The organism is Mycobacterium sp. NGS41, from assembly GCF_059812725.1.
In genome coordinates this window covers 124,418-142,427 of the sequence record NZ_JCALDF010000011.1, presented here as the reverse complement: position 1 = coordinate 142,427, position 18,010 = coordinate 124,418, and the positions used below count along the sequence as shown (strand labels likewise).

The window sequence follows — 18,010 nt, the reverse complement described above, 5'->3', positions numbered from 1 at the left end:
GGCAACCTTGTCAGAACGTGCAGGGCATGCTGCGGATACCGTGAATGAAGCTGCCCGCCAGGTACTCCGGCTCGCCAGCCTCGATATCGGGCAGCTGCCTGAGCAATTCTCCGAAGATGGCGCGCAGCTGCGCCCGGGCCACATGTGTCCCCAGGCAGTAGTGCTGTCCGCCGCCGCCGAAACCGATGTGCGGGTTGGGGTCTCGGCTCAGATCGAAGCGGTCCGGCTGCTCGAACACCTGGTCGTCCCAGTTGCCGGACGCATAGAACATCGCCACCTTCTCGCCCGCGCGGATCGTCTGGCCGCCCAGTTCGTAATCGGTTGCTGCCGTGCGCCGGAACGTCATCACCGGCGAGGCAAATCGGATGAACTCCTCGACCGCCATGCCGATGCGGTTGTCGAAGTCCTCCAGCAGCCACGACCGTTGCTGCGGAAAGTCGGTGAGTGCCTTGAGTGCGTGGCTGGTGGTCTGGCGGGTGGTGTCGTTGCCGGCCACCGCGAGCAAGACAAAGAACGCGGCGACATCGGCGTCGGTCAGCCGGTCGCCGTCGACCTCTGCGTTCACCAGCCCGCTGAATAGGTCGTCGCCGGGGTGGTCGCGCCGCTCGGCGGCCAGCCTGCCGGCGACCTGATGCAGATACATCACGTTTTCGAACATGACCTCCAACGGGTTGCGGCCGTCGAGAAAGATCGGATCGTTTGTCGACACCAGGGCATCGGCGGCAGCTGCGACGTGCTGACGCTCAGAGTCCGGAATCCCCACCATGTCCGACAACGTGCGCAGCGGCAGTTCCTTGGCGCAATGCTCCACGAAATCGGCCCCGCTGCCGGCAGCGCGGAGCTCTTCGACGATGGTCTTGGCGTTGGCTTTGATCGAGTCCTCGATGCGCCTGACCTGCCGGGGGGTGAACGCCGCAGTGGCCAGCTTGCGCAGCTTGGTATGCCGGGGCGGGTCCATCGCCAAGAAGGACTGCGTGCTTTCGAGCACCTCCTCGGGATAGTTTTCGAACATCACGCCCTTGCCGGACAGGAACACCTCGTTGTTGCGGCTGACGGCGACGATGTCGGCGTGCCGGGTGATCGCCCAAAAGCCGGGGTCGTCGGGATCGTTCAACATGGCGTCTTCGACCGGCGGATGCCAGCTCACCGGGCGTTCGGCCCGCAGCACGGCAAACGAGCGCTCCCGCTCGCCCGCGGTGGTGGTCCAGAACGCGCGCGAGGACAGATCCATCGGGTCATAGCTGCGGACGGTTGCAGGTGATGCAGTCATAGTGACGATCCTCCGTTAGACATAGTGTCTAGTCAAGATGTCAGCTACGATCTGAGGCATGCCGTCAGTCACCCGCAAGCCACAGGCGAATCGCCAGCAGCGGCGAGAGCAGCTGGAACGCCGCCTGCTGGACGCCACCGAGCGGCTGATGGGCGAGGGGGCCAGCTTCACCGAACTCAGCGTGGACCGGCTGTCCACCGAAGCAGGAATTTCGCGCGCCAGCTTCTACATCTACTTCGAAGACAAGGGCCACCTGTTGCGCCGCCTGGCCAGCGAGGTGTTCGCCGAGCTGGCCAGCGGCGGCGAACGGTGGTGGGGTGTGGCCGGGCGACACGATCCAGCTGACCTTCGTGCCGCGATGGCGGGGATCATTGCCAGCTTTCGTCGTCATCAACCAGTGCTGGTTGCCCTCAACGAGATGGTCGCTTACGACCCGTTGACGGCTCAGACCTATCGCGATCTGCTGACCGAAATCGCCGGACGCATGGCCCAGGTCATCGAGGCCGGCCAGGCCGACGGATCGATCCGCCCGGAACTACCCGCGGCCACCACCGCCAGTGCTTTGGTCTGGATGGTCGAGCGGGCGTGCCAACAGAACCTTCCGACCAAGCCACCGGACTACGATACCGAGCTGGTCGCTGTGCTTACCCAAATAGCTTGGGGCGCATTGTATCTAAAGTCAGCATCGACGCGGTGACGCCGGGAGGTCAACGGGCCCTGCGCAGCTCGGCGACGAAACGCCGTCCCTGGTTGTCGGTGACCTGCCAGGAGTAGGGGCCGATGAGCTGCGAGTAGCCAAGCATCTGGACGGCGGCGCGGCCGTCTTGCTCAACGCGGATGCCGTCGACACGCAGGCCGTTGGATGTTGTAAGTGCCCACATGGTGACTCCCTTTTTCTCGCTTGCTGTGAGAAAAGGGTCAGGGACAAGACTTCAAGGATTCTCAAAAGATCCTTGGAGGCACCGGCGGCTATACGGCGACCAAGTCGTCGGCGTGCACCGCGGGACGGCGCAACTCGCCCGGCAGCTCGGAGGTTGACCGTCCCATCATGCCGGCGAGTTCGGTTGCGTGGTAGGCGACCACGCCTCGGGCCACCATGACCGCGTCCGGACCGCGCAATTCGACCACATCCCCGGCGGAAAACCCGCCCGACACCGCGGTGATACCGGCGGGCAGCAGCGAGCGGCGCTGCCCCACCACCGCACGCACCGCCCCGGCGTCAAGGGTCAGCCAACCGGCCGCGTCCGCGGCGTACCGCACCCAGAACCGCCGCGCCGACATCCGGTCGGAGCGCGCGGCGAATACCGTGCCGACCGAGGCGTCGGCCAGGGCGGTGGCGGCGTCATCCGCGGCGGCCAGCAGCACCGGCACACCGGCATCGGCGGCCAGCAGCGCCGCCGACACCTTCGAGGCCATCCCGCCCGTACCGAGGTGGCTGCTCTGCCCGGCCACCACACCGTCCAGGTCAGTCGGTTCGGACACCTCGGCAATGAACCCGGCGCCCTTGGACTTTCGGGGATCGGAGTCATAGAGCCCGTCGATGTCGGACAGCAGCACCAGCGCGTCCGCGCCGACCAGGTGCGCAACCAGCGCCGAGAGCCGGTCGTTGTCGCCGAAGCGGATCTCGTTGGTGGCCACCGTGTCGTTCTCGTTGACGATCGCCACGGCATGCAGCGCCCGCAGCCGGTCCAGCGTGCGCTGAGCGTTGTTGTGCTGCACTCGCATCGAGATGTCGTGCGCGGTCAGCAGCACCTGTCCCACCGTGCGGCCATAGCGCGCGAACGCCGCGCTCCACGCGTTCACCAGCGCCACCTGTCCGACGCTGGCCGCTGCCTGCTTGGTCGCCAAATCGTTTGGGCGGCGCGACAAGCCGAGCGGTTCTATGCCCGCGGCGATAGCACCCGAGGACACGATGACGACGTCGGAGCCCGCCTTCATACGCCCCTCGATCGCGTCGACGAGACCGGCCAGCCGTCCGGCGTCGAACACGCCCGTGGACGTGGTCAGCGCGGTGGTGCCGACCTTGACGACGACGCTTCGCGCGGTCTTGATGGCGTCGCGCTGTGGGCTGGTCATGAGTCCTCAGCACGCTCGCGGCGCCGGCGGCGGGCCGCCTTGCGCTCCGCCGGCCCGACGCGGTCGCTGCTTTCCAGGCGCGCGTCGGTGCCGCGGCCGGACATCGCGACATCCACACCGGCGGGCGTCTGCGGTTTCCAGTCGAACGTCATCTCGCCGATGGTCACGGCGCATCCCGGTTGCGCTCCCAGCCGCAGCAGCTCGTCCTCGACTCCCAGGCGGGCCAGACGGTCGGCGAGATAGCCGACCGCTTCGTCGTTGTCGAAGTTGGTCTGGCCGATCCAGCGCTCAGGTCGCGCGCCAGTGACCGCGAAACCGCCGTGCCCGTCCGGCTCCACGCTGAAGCCGCTGTCGTCCACCGGCACCGGACGGATCACCGGCCGTCGGGCCACCACCGGCGGCCGCGCGGCATTGTAGGCGGAGATCATCTGCCATAGCCCAAAGATCAACGGCTGCAAGCCTTCCCGGGTCGCCGTCGAGACGAGAAACACCGGCCAGCCGCGCGCGGCGATGTCGTCGAGGACAAACTCGGCCAGCTCGCGAGCCTCCGGCACGTCGATCTTGTTGAGCACCACCGCCCGGGGCCGTTCGGCGAGATCGCCCAGCGCCGCATCGCCCTGCAATGTGGGTGTGTAGGAAGCAAGTTCGGCTTCCAGCGCGTCGATGTCGGAGATCGGGTCGCGGCCCGGCTCGCCGGTGGCGCAGTCGACCACGTGCACCAGCACAGCGCAGCGCTCGATATGCCGCAGGAAGTCCAGGCCCAGGCCGCGGCCCTGCGATGCGCCCGGAATCAAGCCGGGCACGTCGGCGACGGTGAACGCATGCTCGCCCGCGGACACCACCCCGAGGTTGGGAACCAGCGTGGTGAACGGGTAGTCGGCGATCTTGGGCTTGGCCGCCGAGATCACCGACACCAGCGACGACTTTCCGGCCGACGGAAAGCCGACCAGACCGGCGTCGGCGACGGTCTTGAGCTCGAGGGTGAGGTCGCGGGCCTGACCTGCCTCACCGAGCAGCGCGAAGCCTGGCGCTTTGCGGGCGCGTGATGCCAGCGCGGCGTTCCCCAGGCCGCCGCGACCACCGGCGGCGGCGTCGAAGCGGGTGCCGGCGCCAACCAGGTCGGCCAGCAACCGGCCGTTTTCGTCGAGAACGACCGTGCCGTCGGGAACTTTGACTTCCAGATCCGCACCGGCGGCGCCGTCGCGGTTGTTGCCCATCCCCTGCTTGCCGGAAGGCGCGGTGATGTGCGGGCGGAAGTGGAAATCGAGCAGGGTGTGCACCTGCGGATCCACGACGAACACGACGCTGCCGCCGCGGCCGCCATTGCCGCCGTCCGGACCGCCCAGCGGCTTGAACTTCTCGCGATGTACCGAGGCACAGCCGTTACCGCCGGAACCCGCCCGCGCGTGGATGACGACCCGGTCGACGAACCGAGGCATCGGGCTTCCCCTTACTTGTCAGCCAGATGCACACTGGCGACGCTTAGTCGGCGGTTCCCCCGGCCGCGACAATGCTGACAGTCTTGCGTCCGCGCTTGACACCGAACTCGACCGCGCCGGACGCCGTAGCGAACAACGTGTCATCGCCACCGCGGCCCACGTTGACGCCGGGGTGGAACTTGGTGCCGCGCTGGCGGACCAGAATCTCGCCGGCCTTGACGACCTGGCCGCCGAACCGCTTCACGCCGAGCCGCTGAGCTGCGGAATCACGACCGTTGCGGGAGCTGGAAGCGCCCTTCTTGTGTGCCATCGTTATTGTCTCCCGCTCAGTACTGTCTAGTTCTTCGCCTGACGGCTCATCACTTGATGCCGGTCACCTTCAGGACCGTCAGTTGCTGACGGTGCCCTTGCCGCTTGTGATAGCCGGTCTTGTTCTTGAACTTGTGGATCCGGATCTTCGGACCTTTGGTGTGCTCGAGCACCTCGCCGGTCACCGCGACCTTGGCAAGGGCCTTGGCGTCGCTGGTCACGGTGGCGCCGTCGACGACCAAGGCGACGGGCAGCGAGACATTCGCGCCGGGCTCGGAATCGAGCTTCTCGACCTTGACCACGTCTCCGACGGCGACTTTGTACTGCTTGCCGCCGGTCTTGACGATTGCGTAGGTCGCCATCGTTGCTCCTGCCTTAACTCTGGTCAGCTTCGCGCGCGTGCCAGCGGCCGTGCGCGTGGTGGGTCTTTGGCGCGGGATATATCTCCCGCTCGCCGGCCGAACCCTGATCGCTCAGCCTGGCGACAACTGTCCAAGGGTACGTGACCAGCGGCTACAGGGTCAAACCGCCTAGCGTGTACCCAAGATGGGGCTCGTCGTCGGTGTTGGCGTTACTCCACGTGGATCGGCGGGCCTGCCGGCCTGCCGGCCGCGCGGCGGCGGCGCGGACGGTCGGATGCGGTGTTCAAGGCGACGCCGGGTGCAGCGGAGGCCGCGGCGTCGTCGTCCGACTCGGATTCGGCCTCCTCCACATCGAGGTCCTCGTCGTCGTCCTCGTCGTCGTCCTCGTCCACGTCGAGGTCAGAGTCATCGTCGTCGAGGTCTTCGTCGATGTCTTCGTCGTCATCAAGCTCGACATCCTCGTCGTCGGTGTCGTCCGTGTCGTCGGTGTCGTCGGTGTCTTCGTCGGCGTCCAACTCGTCGGTGTCTTCGAAGTCATCCTGGTCGGTGTCCTCCAGATCAGCCCGACGCTGCTCCTCGGTCACCTCGTCGGCCTTGCCGGATTCCCCGTCAGTACGGCCAGCGGTGTCCGAGGCCCCGGACGAGCCTGCGGCCATTGCCTTGAACATGGGGTGCTCACCCGGAGCGTGAGCCGGCACCTTGGCCACGACGGGCTGGTCGGAGGCCTCCTCGGCGCGGCCCTTCTTCGACCGCCTGCCGCGCCGACCACCAGAGTCGGACTTGCGACCGCTCGCCGGAGCCGAGTCCACCGGGTCGCCGTGCAGCAGGATCCCGCGACCGCTGCAGTTCGGGCACGACGTCGAGAACGCCTCGATCAGGCCGGTTCCCAACCGCTTGCGGGTCAACTGGACCAGACCCAGCGAAGTCACCTCCGACACCTGGTGACGGGTGCGGTCGCGGGCCAGCGCCTCGGTGAGCCGGCGCAACACCAGGTCGCGGTTGGATTCCAGAACCATGTCGATGAAGTCGATGACGACGATGCCGCCGATGTCACGCAGCCGCAGCTGGCGAACGATCTCCTCGGCCGCCTCGAGATTGTTCTTGGTCACCGTCTGCTCGAGGTTGCCGCCAGATCCGGTGAACTTGCCGGTGTTGACGTCGATGACCGTCATCGCCTCGGTTCGGTCGATCACCAGTGTGCCGCCCGACGGCAGCCACACCTTGCGATCCATCGCCTTGGCCAGTTGCTCGTCGATGCGGTGCACCGCGAACACGTCTGGGCCCGGCTGGCCCTCCGAAGGCTCGGCGGGCTCATACTTGTTTAGCTTCGAAACCAGTTCGGGAGCAACAGAGTTCACGTATTCGTTGATGGTGGTCCAGGCCTCGTCGCCGGAGACGATCAGCCCCGCGAAGTCCTCGTTGAACAGGTCACGAATGACCTTGACCAGCACGTCGGGCTCTTCGTACAGCGCGACCGCGGCCCCGGCCGCTTTCTCCTTGGTTTCGGCCGCCTTAGCGTCGATCTGCTGCCAGCGCTCCTGCAGCCGGGTGACGTCGGCGCGGATGTCCTCCTCTTTGACGCCCTCGGACGCGGTGCGGATGATCACCCCCGCGTCGGACGGAACCACCTCACGCAGGATCTCCTTGAGCCGCTGGCGCTCGGTGTCGGGCAATTTGCGGCTGATCCCGGTCGACGATGCGCCGGGCACATAGACCAGGTAACGGCCGGCCAGTGACACCTGCGTGGTGAGTCGGGCGCCCTTGTGTCCCACCGGGTCCTTGCTGACCTGCACCACGACGTAGTCGCCGGGCTTGAGGGCCTGTTCGATCTTGCGGTCGGCCCCGCCCAGGCCCGCAGCCTCCCAGTTGACCTCACCGGCGTAGAGCACGCCGTTGCGGCCGCGGCCGATGTCGACGAACGCCGCCTCCATAGACGGCAGCACGTTCTGCACAATGCCCAGGTAGATGTTGCCCACCAGGGACGCAGAGGCCGCCGACGTCACGAAATGCTCGACGATGATGCCGTCTTCGAGCACCGCGATCTGGGTGTACCGGGCGCCGGGGTGGGGTGGCTCGGTGCGGACCCGGTCGCGCACCACCATGACCCGCTCGACGGCCTCGCGGCGCGCCAGAAATTCGGCCTCGGTCAGCACCGGTGGGCGGCGCCGTCCGGCGTCCCGCCCGTCGCGGCGGCGCTGCCGTTTCGCCTCCAGCCGGGTGGAGCCGTCGATGCCCTTGATCTCGCCGCTCGCCGAGCCCCCTGAGCCACTGCCACCGTTATCGCCGGCCCCGCCCTTGCCGCCCGCCCGGGGTGCCCGCTCGTGCACCACCGTGTTCGGCGGGTCGTCGGGTGCCGGACCGTCGTCGTTGTCGTCACCGGACCCCGACTTGCGGCGTCGGCGCCGCCGGCGCCGACGGTTGGCCGCCTCCGCCGAACCGTTCTCGTCGTCGCCGTTGTCTGTGTCGTCGGAATCCTCGCCCTCGGCGTCCTCGGCCTCGGCGGAGTCCCCGCCCTTCGGTTCGGTCTCGTCGCCGTCATCACCTGCGTCGCCCTGGCCGTCGGATCCGCCCTGTTCGCCCCGGCCGCGGCCACGACCGCGGCGGCCGCGACGACGCCGTCGATTGGCCGGTCGATCGGCCTGTTCGTCCTCGTCTTCGGTGTCGGAGTCGGCCTCGTCATCGTCGTCGGCGCTGGCCCGGGGCTCATCGGCCTCTACCGGTTGCGGCGCGACGAACAGCGGCATGTAGTGGGGCCGCTCTGCTGCGGTCTCCAGCATCAGCCGTGACTCGGGTTCCTCGGGTGTGTCCGCCTCGACACCGGCCTCGGCCACGGAATCCTCGGAGTCCCCTGCGGGATCGGCGGAAAGCAGCTTGCGTACCCGATCGGCATCGGCGCGGTCCACGCTGGAGTGCGCGCTGCGGATCCGCCCGTCGAGCGCGCTGAGCGCGTCCAGGACTCGCTTGCTGGTGGTACCCAGCGTTCGCGCCAGCGAATGAACTCTCAGGCGGTCTGGCAGTTCCTCGGCCGCTGTCGGCACTGGGGTCGTCTCTGAAGAGGTGTTCTCTGACGAAGTTGCTTCTGAAGATGGGCCACCGTCTACCACGTATTCTCCTCTAGCCCCCGGGCGCGTCCGTGCGACGCGGCCACGCGAGGGCTTCGCTATGGGCCCGGGTCACTTCTCCCGGGCTTGTGATGGTCTCGCGACGAGCAGCTCAACAGAACCCACTCGGCGCCGTGCTGAATGATGGCTCGGCATGCCGCGCCGCATCGCGGGATCGCGATGGTCGCGCTTGTCTAAGTCTTCATTCGGGTGTCCGACACCGGTCCGGCGACGTTCACCCGCGATCAGTATCCCACATCACTGAGCAAGGTCATCCGCTTGTGAGTTCGGTGCTGCAGCAACCGGCGCTGGTCGGCGCGCCCGACGCGGTTAGACGCCGGGAAACCACAGCGCGATCTCGCGCTGTGCCGATTCGGCCGAATCCGACCCGTGCACCAGGTTGAACTGCGTCTCCAGCCCGAAGTCGCCGCGGATGGTCCCGGGCGCGGCCTTATCCACCGGGTCGGTACCACCGGCGAGCTGCCGAAACGCCGCGATCGCTCGCGTCCCCTCGACAATCGCGGCCACTACCGGTCCAGAAGTGATGAATTCCAGCAACGAGCCGAAAAAGGGCTTGCCCTCGTGTTCGGCGTAGTGACTGCTCGCCAGCTCCGCACTGACATGTCGGAGTTCCAGCGCGGCGACGTTGAGGCCTTTGCGCTCGATCCGGCTGATGATCTCGCCGATCAGCCGCCTTTCGACGCCATCCGGCTTGATCAGTACGAGGGTCCGTTCGGTCACGGCGCAAAGCGTACCGTTGCCGTTGGCTGACCGGGCACAACCTCGCGGATCGAGACTGCGTCCACGGCTACGGATCGGGCCCCGGGCTCACCCTCACCGCAGGTTCGACGCCATCACCGCAGGCTCGGCGCCCGCACAGCGATCAGTCCGGGGCCGCCGGTCGTTGTTCCTGCCGGCGCCGGACCTCGGAACGCAGATACGCGATCAGCGCCCACACCCCGGCGAACAGCACGCCGACGAAACCCACGCCCGGATAGACCGCGAATCCGGCGAGCAGCACCACCTGCACGCCCAAATTCACCCAGATCGCCCATGGTCTGCGTTGCAGCCCGGCAAGCAGGATCAGCAGTGCGGCCACGCCGATCAGATAGCTCAGCGACGCCGCCGTCAGCCCGCCGCCGACCGCGCCCACCACAGGAATCGCCAGCAACACCACGATCGCCTCCAGCAGCAGCGTGGCGGCCATCACCGCGGCGAAGCTCTTCCAGGGGTCGGGCGTCTGGTCGGTCATTCCGGATCACGACCGAACAAGGTACGGGCAGCGCCGGCGGTGACAACCGAGCCGGTGATGACGATCCCGGTGCCGGAGAACACGTCTCCCTCTGAAACGGACTCGTCGACGAGCGCGGTCGCGGTGTCGATGGCGTCGCGCAGATTCTCGGCGGTGAACACCCGCTCCGGCCCGAATCGTTCGCGCGCCGTCGAAGCCAGCGACTCGACATCCAGGGCTCGCGGCGATCCGTTGTGGGTTACCACGACGGAATCGAAGACGGGCTCCAGCGGGGCGAGGATGCCGTCGACGTCCTTATCGGCCAGCACGCTGAGCACGCCGACCAGCATTCGGAAGTCGAACTCGCCGACCAGTGCCTGGGCCAGCGCGGCGGCTCCGGCCGGATTGTGCGCGGCGTCGATGAAAACCGTGGGGGCGCTGCGCACCCGCTCCAGCCGACCGGGGCTCCTGACGGCGGCGAAACCGGCCCGGACCGCGTCGACGTCCAGCTGGCGCTGCGCGCCGGCACCGAAGAACGCCTCGACCGCCGCGAGTGCCAGTACCGCATTGTGTGCTTGGTGCTCACCGTGCAGCGGCACGAAGACGTCGGAGTACACCCCGCCCAGGCCTTGCAGCTGCAGGACCTGCCCGCCGACCGCGACCTGGCGGCCCAGCACCGCAAATTCGGAATCCTCGCGGGCCACCGCGGCGTCCGCGCGCACGGCGGCGGCCAACAGCACCTCCATCACCTCCGGCGCCTGACGACCGATCACCGCCACGGTGTCCGGTGCACCCTCGGGGGCCCGGGTGATGATGCCCGCCTTCTCGCCGGCGATGCCTGCGAGGTCGGGACCGAGGTAATCGACGTGATCGATGCTGATCGGGGCTATTACGGCCACGGGGGCGTTGATCACGTTGGTGGCGTCCCACCGCCCGCCCATGCCCACCTCGACCACCGCGACCTCGACGGGGGTGTCGGCGAATGCCGCGAAGGCCATCGCGGTGAGCACCTCGAACTTGCTCATTGCCGGTCCACCGGCGGCCTGTGACTGGGCATCGATCATCTGCACGAACGGCTCGATCTCGCGGTAGGTCGCCACGTACTGCGCCGGGCTGATCGGCTCTGCGTCGATCGCGATGCGTTCGACCGCCGATTGCAGGTGCGGACTGGTGGTCCGGCCGGTGCGCCGCTGTAGCGCGGTGAGCAACGCGTCGACCATTCGCGCCACCGAGGTCTTGCCGTTGGTCCCGGCGATGTGGATCGACGGGTAGCTCAGTTGCGGCGAGCCCAGCAGGTCCATCAACGCGCTGATCCGACTCAGGCTGGGCTCGATACGGGTCTCCGGCCAGCGCTGGTCCAGCAGGTGCTCGACTTGCAGCAGCGACGCGATCTCATCCGGCGTGGGAGCTGCACGGGTGGCATGCGGCGGGTGCGCGGGCTCGGAAGACGGGAAACTCATTGCAGCGCAGCCAGCCTGGCCGCAATCCGGTCCGTTTCCTCGGTCGCCAGCCGTTGACGGTCGCGAATCTTGCCGACGACGGCCTCCGGCGCCTTGGCAAGGAAGTCGTCGTTGGCCAGTTTGGCGGTGGTCGACGACAGCTCCTTTTGCGCTGCGGCCAAATCCTTTTCCAGGCGGCGGCGCTCGGCTGCCACGTCGATGGTGCCCGAGGTGTCGAGTTCGACCACGACGGTGCTTCGCATGTTGGGACCGACCCGGACCTCCAGCGACGCCGTCGCACCGAAATCCGGGCCGGGCGCGGTGAGCCAGGCCAACGATGTCACGGCGCCCACCTGGGTGGTCAGATCCGCTTCGTCCACTCCGGCCAACCGGCACGGCACCTTCTGCCGGTCCGCCAGTCCTTGGTCGCTGCGGAACCGGCGAATCTCGGTCACCAGCTTCTGCATATCGCTGATCCGCTGCGCGGCAACGGGATCCAGGCTGATCCCGGAGGACGACGGCCAGTCGGCGATCACCAGTGACTCTCGGTGGGTCAGCGCCTGCCACAACGCCTCGGTGAGGAACGGGATCACCGGGTGCAGCAACCGCAGCAGCGTGTCCAGCACCGTAGCCAGTACGGCGGTGGTGTGTGCTTTGCCGTCAGCCAGCTGGGCCTTGGCCAACTCGACATACCAGTCGCAAAACTCGTCCCATGCGAAGTGGTAGAGCGCCTCACAGGCGCGGCTGAACTCGTAGCCGTCGAACGCCGAATCAACCTCGGCGCGAACCTCTTCCAGCCGGCCCATGATCCACCGGTCGGCGTCGGTCAACTGGTCGGGACCGGGTAACGGCGCCAGCTCGGCACCGTTGAGCAGCGCGTACCGGGTGGCGTTGAACAGCTTGGTGCCGAAGTTGCGCGACGCGCGGACGTGGTCCTCGCCGACGGACAAATCGCCGCCGGGACTGGCGCCACGCGCCAACGTGAAGCGCAGCGCGTCGGCGCCGAACTGCTCCACCCAGTCCAGCGGGTCGATGACATTGCCCTTGGATTTACTCATCTTGCGGCCGGACTCGTCGCGGATCAGCCCGTGCAGGAACACGTCGGTGAACGGCACCTGCGGGCCGCGCCGGCCGTCGAGCGTGATGATGTCGTCTCCGCCCACGAAGGTGCCGAACATCATCATCCGTGCCACCCAGAAAAACAGAATGTCGTAGCCGGTGACCAGAACGCTTGTGGGATAGAACTTTTCCAGCTCGGGCGTATGGGCCGGCCAGCCCAGGGTGGAAAACGGCCACAGCGCCGACGAGAACCAGGTGTCCAGCACGTCGGGATCCTGCTCCCAGCCCTCCGGCGGTGTTTCGTCCGGACCGACGCACACCTTTTCACCGTCGGGGCCGTACCAGATCGGGATGCGGTGGCCCCACCACAGCTGTCGCGAGATGGTCCAGTCGTGCATGTCGTCGACCCAGGAGAACCAGCGCGGCTCCAGACTGGCGGGGTGAATCACGGTGTCCCCGTTGCGGACCGCGTCGCCGGCGGCCTTGGCCAGCGATTCCACCCTGACCCACCACTGCAGCGACAGCCGTGGTTCGATCGGTTCGCCGCTGCGCTCGGAATGCCCGACGCTGTGCAGGTAGGGCCGTTTCTCCTCGACGACCCGGCCCTGCGCCGCCAGCGCTTCCCGCACCGCGACCCGGGCCTCGAAACGGTCCATGCCGTCGAATTGCGTTCCGGTGTCGGTGATCCGGCCTTTGGTGTCCATGATCGAGAGCATCGGCAACTGGTTCCGCAACCCGATCTCGAAGTCGTTCGGGTCATGAGCGGGCGTGACTTTGACCGCGCCGGTGCCGAATTCGGGATCAACGTGCTCGTCGGCGACGACCACGAGTTCGCGGTCCACAAAGGGGTGCGGCAGCGTCTTGCCCACCAGGTCGCGGTAACGCTCGTCGGCGGGGTGCACCGCGATCGCGGTATCGCCCAGCATCGTCTCGACCCGGGTGGTGGCGACCACGATGTGTGGCTGCGAGTCGTCGAGCGAACCGTAGCGGAACGACACCAATTCGCCTTCGACATCAAGGTAATTCACCTCGAGGTCCGAGATCGCGGTCTCGAGCACCGGTGACCAGTTGACCAGCCGCTCCGCTTGGTAGATCAGCCCGGCGTCGTAGAGCCGCTTGAAGATCGTGCGCACCGCCCTCGACAATCCCTCGTCCATGGTGAACCGGTCGCGGCTCCAGTCCACTCCGTCGCCGAGCCGGCGCATCTGGCCGGCAATGGCACCGCCGGACTCGCGCTTCCAGTCCCACACCTTGTCGACGAACAGCTCGCGGCCGAAATCCTCTTTGGTCTTGCCGTCGACCGCGAGCTGCTTTTCCACCACACTCTGGGTGGCGATACCGGCATGGTCCATGCCCGGCTGCCACAGCACGTCGTACCCTTGCATCCGCTTGCGGCGGGTCAAGGCGTCCATCATGGTGTGTTCCAGCGCGTGGCCCATGTGCAGGCTGCCGGTCACATTCGGCGGCGGTAGCACGATCGAATACGCCGGTTTGGTGCTGGACGGGTCCGCGGTGAAGTAACCCGCTTCCACCCACTTCCGGTAGATCGCGCCCTCCATCGCATCCGGATCCCACGATTTGGGCAGCGAGTCGGCGGCAGAGCGCGGGCTGGCGGTCACCGGTCAATTCTAGGAACAGCCGCGGACCGGCCTGACAGCACCCGAATCCCCGCAGCGGGCCCGGTCAGCCCGCTGCGGGTGGCGTCTACCGCGCCGCGATCAGGGAATTGTCAGCACTTGGCCCGGATGAATCAGATCCGGGTTGCTGATGCCGCTGGCATCGGCGATGACCTGGTACTTGTTTCCATCTCCGTAGAACCGCTCTGAGATGGCCCACAGGGTGTCGCCGGACTCCACGGTGTAAGTGCGCGCGGCGGGTTCCGGAGGGGGCTCTGGCGCGGCTTCGCCGACGGGCTCGGCGACGGCGTCCGAGACGGCCTCTTTGTCGGTCTCGTCAGCGGCAGGCTCCGCGGCGGCCTCGGGCGCTGGTGGTGGTGGCTGGTCGGTCTCGGTCTTGGTCGACCAGGCCGGTCCGTCAGCGGCATACAGCACCAGATTGCGATCGTCCTGGAGCACGAGTTTGACGTCTTTCTTGCCCTTGGTGTCGCTGTGCCAGATCGGCTTGTCCGCCGTGTAGAGGACGAAGTTGCCGTCCGGTTGCACTTCGGCACGCACCACTTCCTGACCGTTGGTCGAGGTCGACCAGATCGGCTTGCCGCGCGAGGCCAGCACCAGGTTGCCGTCTTCTTGCAGCGTCAGGGTGTAGGCGCCATTGTTCGAGGCCAGCGATTCCCCCCGCACCAACTTCTGGCCTTTGGTGAGCGTGTCTGACATGACATTCCTCTCGTTATCCCATGGCACCGGCATTGCGCCGGGTGTCTCAGATTTCCTCAGCTGACTTAGATTTCCTCAGATGTCTCTGTCGGTTGGGACCGACCTACTGATCTTGGTTGGGTCTGGGCATCACCTTCTCGACGCAAATCGAACCCATCCCGAAACTAACGATGAACACTCCGGAATGAGCGCCGCGCTGGACTACTTCTTGCCGCCAAGCAGGCCGCCGAGAATCTCACCGAGTCCGCCGCCCTTGCTGCCCAGCACGCTGCCAAGGATGCCGCCGAGGGATGTGTCCTTGGAGCCGCCGAGGATGCTGCCCAATACTTCACCCAGGCCGCCGCCGGAGGCTTCCTCCCGCGCGGTACTAGTCTGCGCGCCGCCACCGGAAGTGAGCTGTTTTCCGACGTACGCCAACACAATCGGCAACACGACCGGCAGCAACTGCTTGATCAGGTCGCGATTGCCGGCACCACCGCCGGCCAACGCCGCTGCGACCTGATCGGTGTCATTGCCGCCGAAGAGTGTCGCGACCGCCTGATGCCCTTGGCTCTCGTCCACCTTGTCGACACCCCCACCGGCGTCAAGGAGCCCGCGCGCGCTAGTGGCGGCGGACTCGATCTTGGTGGCGTGTTCGGGATCATCCGAGTTCTGCTGCAGTCCGCCAAGCAGTACCGGTACCAGCGTGCGGATCGTGCTGTCGACTTCGTTTTCGTCCGCACCTAATTTGCTTGCGATGTCAGATGTGGGGATTTGTGCGAAAAGATCGTCAAGACCGGCCATCGTTGCAAACCACCTTCGTCGCTGAAATGGAAGAGCAAAGCCATCTTCGACACTAGTCGGACGCCATCGCGATCGACAGGCCTTGGCGCAAGCGGATTTCAAGTGCTCGGTCGGTCCAGCCGCTCCGTCTCTAGCGACACACCCGCAGCCGGGAACCGCGCCAGCAACGCATCGCCCATCGCGGCCGCGGGCGTGAGCACACCGCGCAGGTCGGAGAGCTTGTCGCGGTCTTTTGCCAGCGCAAGAGCGCACTCCCCCAGCAACACCGAGGTCGCCTTGTAGCCCGGGTCACCCTGCTGGGACATGCGCGCCACATAGCGGGCCCCACTGGTTGTGGTGGTGTAAGTCTCGGTCCGGTAGTAGCCGCGCTCCCGGGCAGCGTCACTCGGGCCGCTGCCAGGCTTGGGAACGACACGCTCCACCAGCCCACGCGGAAGCAGCCGGAAGTAGCGGCTGCCCAATCCGGTCATCACATTGCCGACCCCGCTGAGGACGGCCGACGCCACCGGCGCCACGGCCGAGGAGCCCAGGCTCATGCTTTCGCGATACTGGAACTCCCTGCCGTACACCCAATCCAGTAATGCATTGCTGCGGCGGACGATTCGGGTGTTCGTCGGGGCCATCATGAATCCGGCCGTCCACAGACCTTTCAGCTCCGGCGCGATCTGACCGCCACGGCGCCACGGCAGATCGGGCTGCCGGCCGAGATCAGGCTCCGCGCCACGGTCGGGGCTCAGGGTGTAGGGGTCGACGAACTGCCGACGCAACTCTGCGTCGGCGGAGACCGCACGCAGGAGTTCCAGCATCGACGCGATGGTTCCGCCGGACAACCCACCGGCCATGGAGCGCATTACGAAGTCGGTGTCGGTGAGCTCGCCGGCGCCGTCCTCCGCTGCCGCGCGGTACAGCGCGTACACGCTGAGATCCGAAGGGATGGAGTCGAACCCACACGCGTGCACGATGCGGGCACCGGTGTCGGCGGCCTGCTTGTGGTGAAAGTCGATGCTTTCGCGGACGAACGGTGGCTCGCCGGTCAGGTCGGCGTAGTCGGTGCCAGCCTCGGCGCACGCTGCCACCAATGGCAGTCCGTAGCGCATGTAGGGCCCGACCGTGGTGACGACCACCTGTGTCCGGGCCGCCATCGCGGTCAGCGTCGACGGCGACGAGGCGTCCGCCGTCACCACCGCCCAGGACTGACCGGACTCCCTCAGCGTGTCGCGCACCTTGAGCAGCCGTTCGGTTGACCGGCCGGCCAGCGCGATGCGGGCGTCCCCGCCCGCCCGGGCCAGGTACTCGGCCGTCAGCTTGCCCACGAAGCCGGTTGCTCCGTACAACACGATGTCGAATTCACGCGGCGTAGCGGTCACCGGACCGACGCTACCCCCGGCTAGATTGCGTTGATGGCGCGGATCGTCGTCGTCGGTGCGGGTATCGCGGGCCTGGCCACCGCGGTCGCACTGCAACGGTCCGACCATGATGTGCGCGTCGTCGAACGCCGCACCGACGCCGCGACCGGCGCCGCCATCAGTCTCTGGCCCAACGCGCTGGCCGCGCTGGACCGGCTCGGCTTGGGTGACGCGGTCCGCGAAGCAGGCGGCCGGGTTGCGGCTGGTGCGCTGCGCTGGCGCGACGGCTCGTGGCTGCGCCATCCCGCGAGTAACACCGTGATCTCCGCGCTGGGCGAGCCGCTGGTCGTGATTCACCGCTCGGCACTGCACGACATCCTGGCCGCTGCGGTGCGCCCCGGCAGCATCGAATACGGGCAGGCCGCCGACGGAATTGTTGCTACCGCCGACGGGATGCGGCTCAAGTTGTCGGACGACACGGTGCGCGGCGCGGACGCGGTGATCGGCGCCGACGGCACCGGCTCGATGGTGGCCAGCCACCTCAACGGCCCGCTGACCCACCGGTACGCCGGCTACACGGCATGGCGCGGGATCGCCGACTACGCCATGGACCCCGAACTGGCCGGCGCGACGCTTGGGCCCGGGGCCGAAACCGGCCACGTCCCGATCGGGCCGGACCGGACATATTGGTACACCACCGAGCGCGCGCCCGAGGGGCAGCTGGCGCCCGACGGTGAGTTGCCGTACCTGCGGGCCAAGCTGGCCGACTGGCCGGAACCCATCCCTGAAGTGCTGGCCGCGACGGCCCCGGCCGACGTGCTGCGAAACGACCTCTACGACCGCGCCCCAGCCAGGTGCTGGGCAGCCGGGCGGGTGGTGTTGGTCGGCGACGCGGCCCATCCGATGCGGCCGCATCTGGGCCAGGGCGGCTGCCAGGGGCTGGAAGACGCCGCAATCCTGGGGGCCTTCGTCGAGCGCGCCCCCGACCTGCCGACCGCCTTCGCCCGGTTCGCCGCCTTCCGCCGCCCGCGGATCACGTCGCTGGTGCGCGAGTCGGCATTGCTCGGCCGGGTGATCAACCTGCGTCCGGCGTTTCTGAGCGCGGTGGCCTGCCGCATGAGCGGGCTGGTGCCCGAGACCTTGTTCATCCGCCATCTGGCGTCCGTAGCAGCGGGGTCGGCGTTCGCGTTACCCACCGACGCGTAGGCCGGTCGCCCCTGACTGTGTAGCGGATCAGGCCGCAAAAAGAGGATGCCGGGCGC

Annotated in this window: 16 protein-coding genes; 2 read left to right on the top strand and 14 right to left on the bottom strand. The window is 67.4% G+C overall.

The features are described 5' to 3' along the window. Positions 1-10 precede the first annotated feature (10 nt). On the bottom strand, positions 11-1,270 hold the full coding sequence (locus AC5Y21_RS13085) for a cytochrome P450 (RefSeq protein WP_499912868.1): 1,260 nt from the start codon (positions 1,268-1,270) through the stop codon (positions 11-13). Positions 1,271-1,328: 58 nt separating this feature from the next. Here AC5Y21_RS13085 and AC5Y21_RS13080 point away from each other — a divergent pair, with 58 nt between their 5' ends. Beyond that, complete coding sequence (locus tag AC5Y21_RS13080) at positions 1,329-1,967, top strand: TetR/AcrR family transcriptional regulator (protein WP_499912867.1); 639 nt, start codon at positions 1,329-1,331, stop codon at positions 1,965-1,967. A gap of 10 nt (positions 1,968-1,977) precedes the next feature. On the opposite strand, the gene AC5Y21_RS13075 is transcribed toward AC5Y21_RS13080, so the two are convergent. The 13 genes from AC5Y21_RS13075 to AC5Y21_RS13015 all read right to left on the bottom strand — a co-directional run bounded on the left by AC5Y21_RS13075 (position 1,978) and on the right by AC5Y21_RS13015 (position 16,769). Continuing rightward, positions 1,978-2,151: a hypothetical protein gene (locus tag AC5Y21_RS13075; RefSeq protein WP_156661392.1), complete on the bottom strand. Its 174-nt coding sequence runs from the start codon at positions 2,149-2,151 to the stop codon at positions 1,978-1,980. Between the two features lie 88 nt (positions 2,152-2,239). Beyond that, positions 2,240-3,346, bottom strand: coding sequence for a glutamate 5-kinase (gene proB / locus AC5Y21_RS13070; protein ID WP_499912866.1), 1,107 nt, complete (start codon positions 3,344-3,346; stop codon positions 2,240-2,242). After that, positions 3,343-4,785: a GTPase ObgE gene (obgE, locus tag AC5Y21_RS13065; RefSeq protein ID WP_499912865.1), complete on the bottom strand. Its 1,443-nt coding sequence runs from the start codon at positions 4,783-4,785 to the stop codon at positions 3,343-3,345. The genes proB and obgE overlap by 4 nt, the downstream gene beginning before the upstream one ends. 43 nt (positions 4,786-4,828) lie before the next feature. Beyond that, positions 4,829-5,095, bottom strand: coding sequence for a 50S ribosomal protein L27 (gene rpmA / locus AC5Y21_RS13060; RefSeq protein WP_499912864.1), 267 nt, complete (start codon positions 5,093-5,095; stop codon positions 4,829-4,831). 49 nt (positions 5,096-5,144) lie between these two features. Continuing rightward, positions 5,145-5,456 carry a 50S ribosomal protein L21 gene (gene rplU / locus AC5Y21_RS13055; RefSeq protein ID WP_499912863.1) on the bottom strand — a complete coding sequence of 104 codons (312 nt, stop codon included), beginning with the start codon at positions 5,454-5,456 and terminating at the stop codon, positions 5,145-5,147. A gap of 209 nt (positions 5,457-5,665) precedes the next feature. Next, positions 5,666-8,560: a ribonuclease E gene (gene rne / locus AC5Y21_RS13050; RefSeq protein ID WP_499912862.1), complete on the bottom strand. Its 2,895-nt coding sequence runs from the start codon at positions 8,558-8,560 to the stop codon at positions 5,666-5,668. Positions 8,561-8,887: 327 nt separating this feature from the next. Then, positions 8,888-9,298 carry a nucleoside-diphosphate kinase gene (gene ndk / locus AC5Y21_RS13045; protein ID WP_499912861.1) on the bottom strand — a complete coding sequence of 137 codons (411 nt, stop codon included), beginning with the start codon at positions 9,296-9,298 and terminating at the stop codon, positions 8,888-8,890. Between the two features lie 142 nt (positions 9,299-9,440). Beyond that, positions 9,441-9,809, bottom strand: coding sequence for a DUF4233 domain-containing protein (locus AC5Y21_RS13040; protein WP_499912860.1), 369 nt, complete (start codon positions 9,807-9,809; stop codon positions 9,441-9,443). Continuing rightward, positions 9,806-11,248: a bifunctional tetrahydrofolate synthase/dihydrofolate synthase gene (folC, locus tag AC5Y21_RS13035; RefSeq protein ID WP_499912858.1), complete on the bottom strand. Its 1,443-nt coding sequence runs from the start codon at positions 11,246-11,248 to the stop codon at positions 9,806-9,808. The genes AC5Y21_RS13040 and folC overlap by 4 nt, the downstream gene beginning before the upstream one ends. Next, a complete protein-coding gene (locus AC5Y21_RS13030; protein WP_499912856.1) occupies positions 11,245-13,905 on the bottom strand; it encodes a valine--tRNA ligase in 2,661 nt (886 codons plus the stop codon). The genes folC and AC5Y21_RS13030 overlap by 4 nt, the downstream gene beginning before the upstream one ends. 99 nt (positions 13,906-14,004) lie before the next feature. After that, complete coding sequence (locus AC5Y21_RS13025) at positions 14,005-14,619, bottom strand: LysM peptidoglycan-binding domain-containing protein (protein ID WP_499912854.1); 615 nt, start codon at positions 14,617-14,619, stop codon at positions 14,005-14,007. Between the two features lie 201 nt (positions 14,620-14,820). Continuing rightward, positions 14,821-15,402 carry a DUF937 domain-containing protein gene (locus AC5Y21_RS13020; protein ID WP_499912852.1) on the bottom strand — a complete coding sequence of 194 codons (582 nt, stop codon included), beginning with the start codon at positions 15,400-15,402 and terminating at the stop codon, positions 14,821-14,823. A gap of 98 nt (positions 15,403-15,500) precedes the next feature. Further along, the gene (locus AC5Y21_RS13015; protein WP_499912851.1) at positions 15,501-16,769 is read right to left on the bottom strand and encodes a saccharopine dehydrogenase family protein; all 1,269 of its coding nucleotides are present in this window, start codon (positions 16,767-16,769) and stop codon (positions 15,501-15,503) included. A gap of 30 nt (positions 16,770-16,799) precedes the next feature. On the opposite strand from AC5Y21_RS13015, the gene AC5Y21_RS13010 reads away from it, so the two are divergent. Beyond that, positions 16,800-17,954 (top strand): FAD-dependent oxidoreductase, encoded by a 1,155-nt coding sequence (locus AC5Y21_RS13010; protein WP_499912849.1) that lies wholly within the window; start codon positions 16,800-16,802, stop codon positions 17,952-17,954. Positions 17,955-18,010 lie beyond the last annotated feature (56 nt).

Coding starts and splice junctions, on each gene's coding strand:
- AC5Y21_RS13075 (WP_156661392.1), bottom strand. CDS start 2,151: ATGTGGGCACTTACAACATCCAACGGCCTGCGTGTCGACGGCATCCGC.
- AC5Y21_RS13020 (WP_499912852.1), bottom strand. CDS start 15,402: ATGGCCGGTCTTGACGATCTTTTCGCACAAATCCCCACATCTGACATC.
- AC5Y21_RS13025 (WP_499912854.1), bottom strand. CDS start 14,619: ATGTCAGACACGCTCACCAAAGGCCAGAAGTTGGTGCGGGGGGAATCG.
- obgE (WP_499912865.1), bottom strand. CDS start 4,785: ATGCCTCGGTTCGTCGACCGGGTCGTCATCCACGCGCGGGCGGGTTCC.
- AC5Y21_RS13085 (WP_499912868.1), bottom strand. CDS start 1,270: ATGACTGCATCACCTGCAACCGTCCGCAGCTATGACCCGATGGATCTG.
- rpmA (WP_499912864.1), bottom strand. CDS start 5,095: ATGGCACACAAGAAGGGCGCTTCCAGCTCCCGCAACGGTCGTGATTCC.
- AC5Y21_RS13040 (WP_499912860.1), bottom strand. CDS start 9,809: ATGACCGACCAGACGCCCGACCCCTGGAAGAGCTTCGCCGCGGTGATG.
- rplU (WP_499912863.1), bottom strand. CDS start 5,456: ATGGCGACCTACGCAATCGTCAAGACCGGCGGCAAGCAGTACAAAGTC.
- AC5Y21_RS13080 (WP_499912867.1), top strand. CDS start 1,329: ATGCCGTCAGTCACCCGCAAGCCACAGGCGAATCGCCAGCAGCGGCGA.
- proB (WP_499912866.1), bottom strand. CDS start 3,346: ATGACCAGCCCACAGCGCGACGCCATCAAGACCGCGCGAAGCGTCGTC.
- folC (WP_499912858.1), bottom strand. CDS start 11,248: ATGAGTTTCCCGTCTTCCGAGCCCGCGCACCCGCCGCATGCCACCCGT.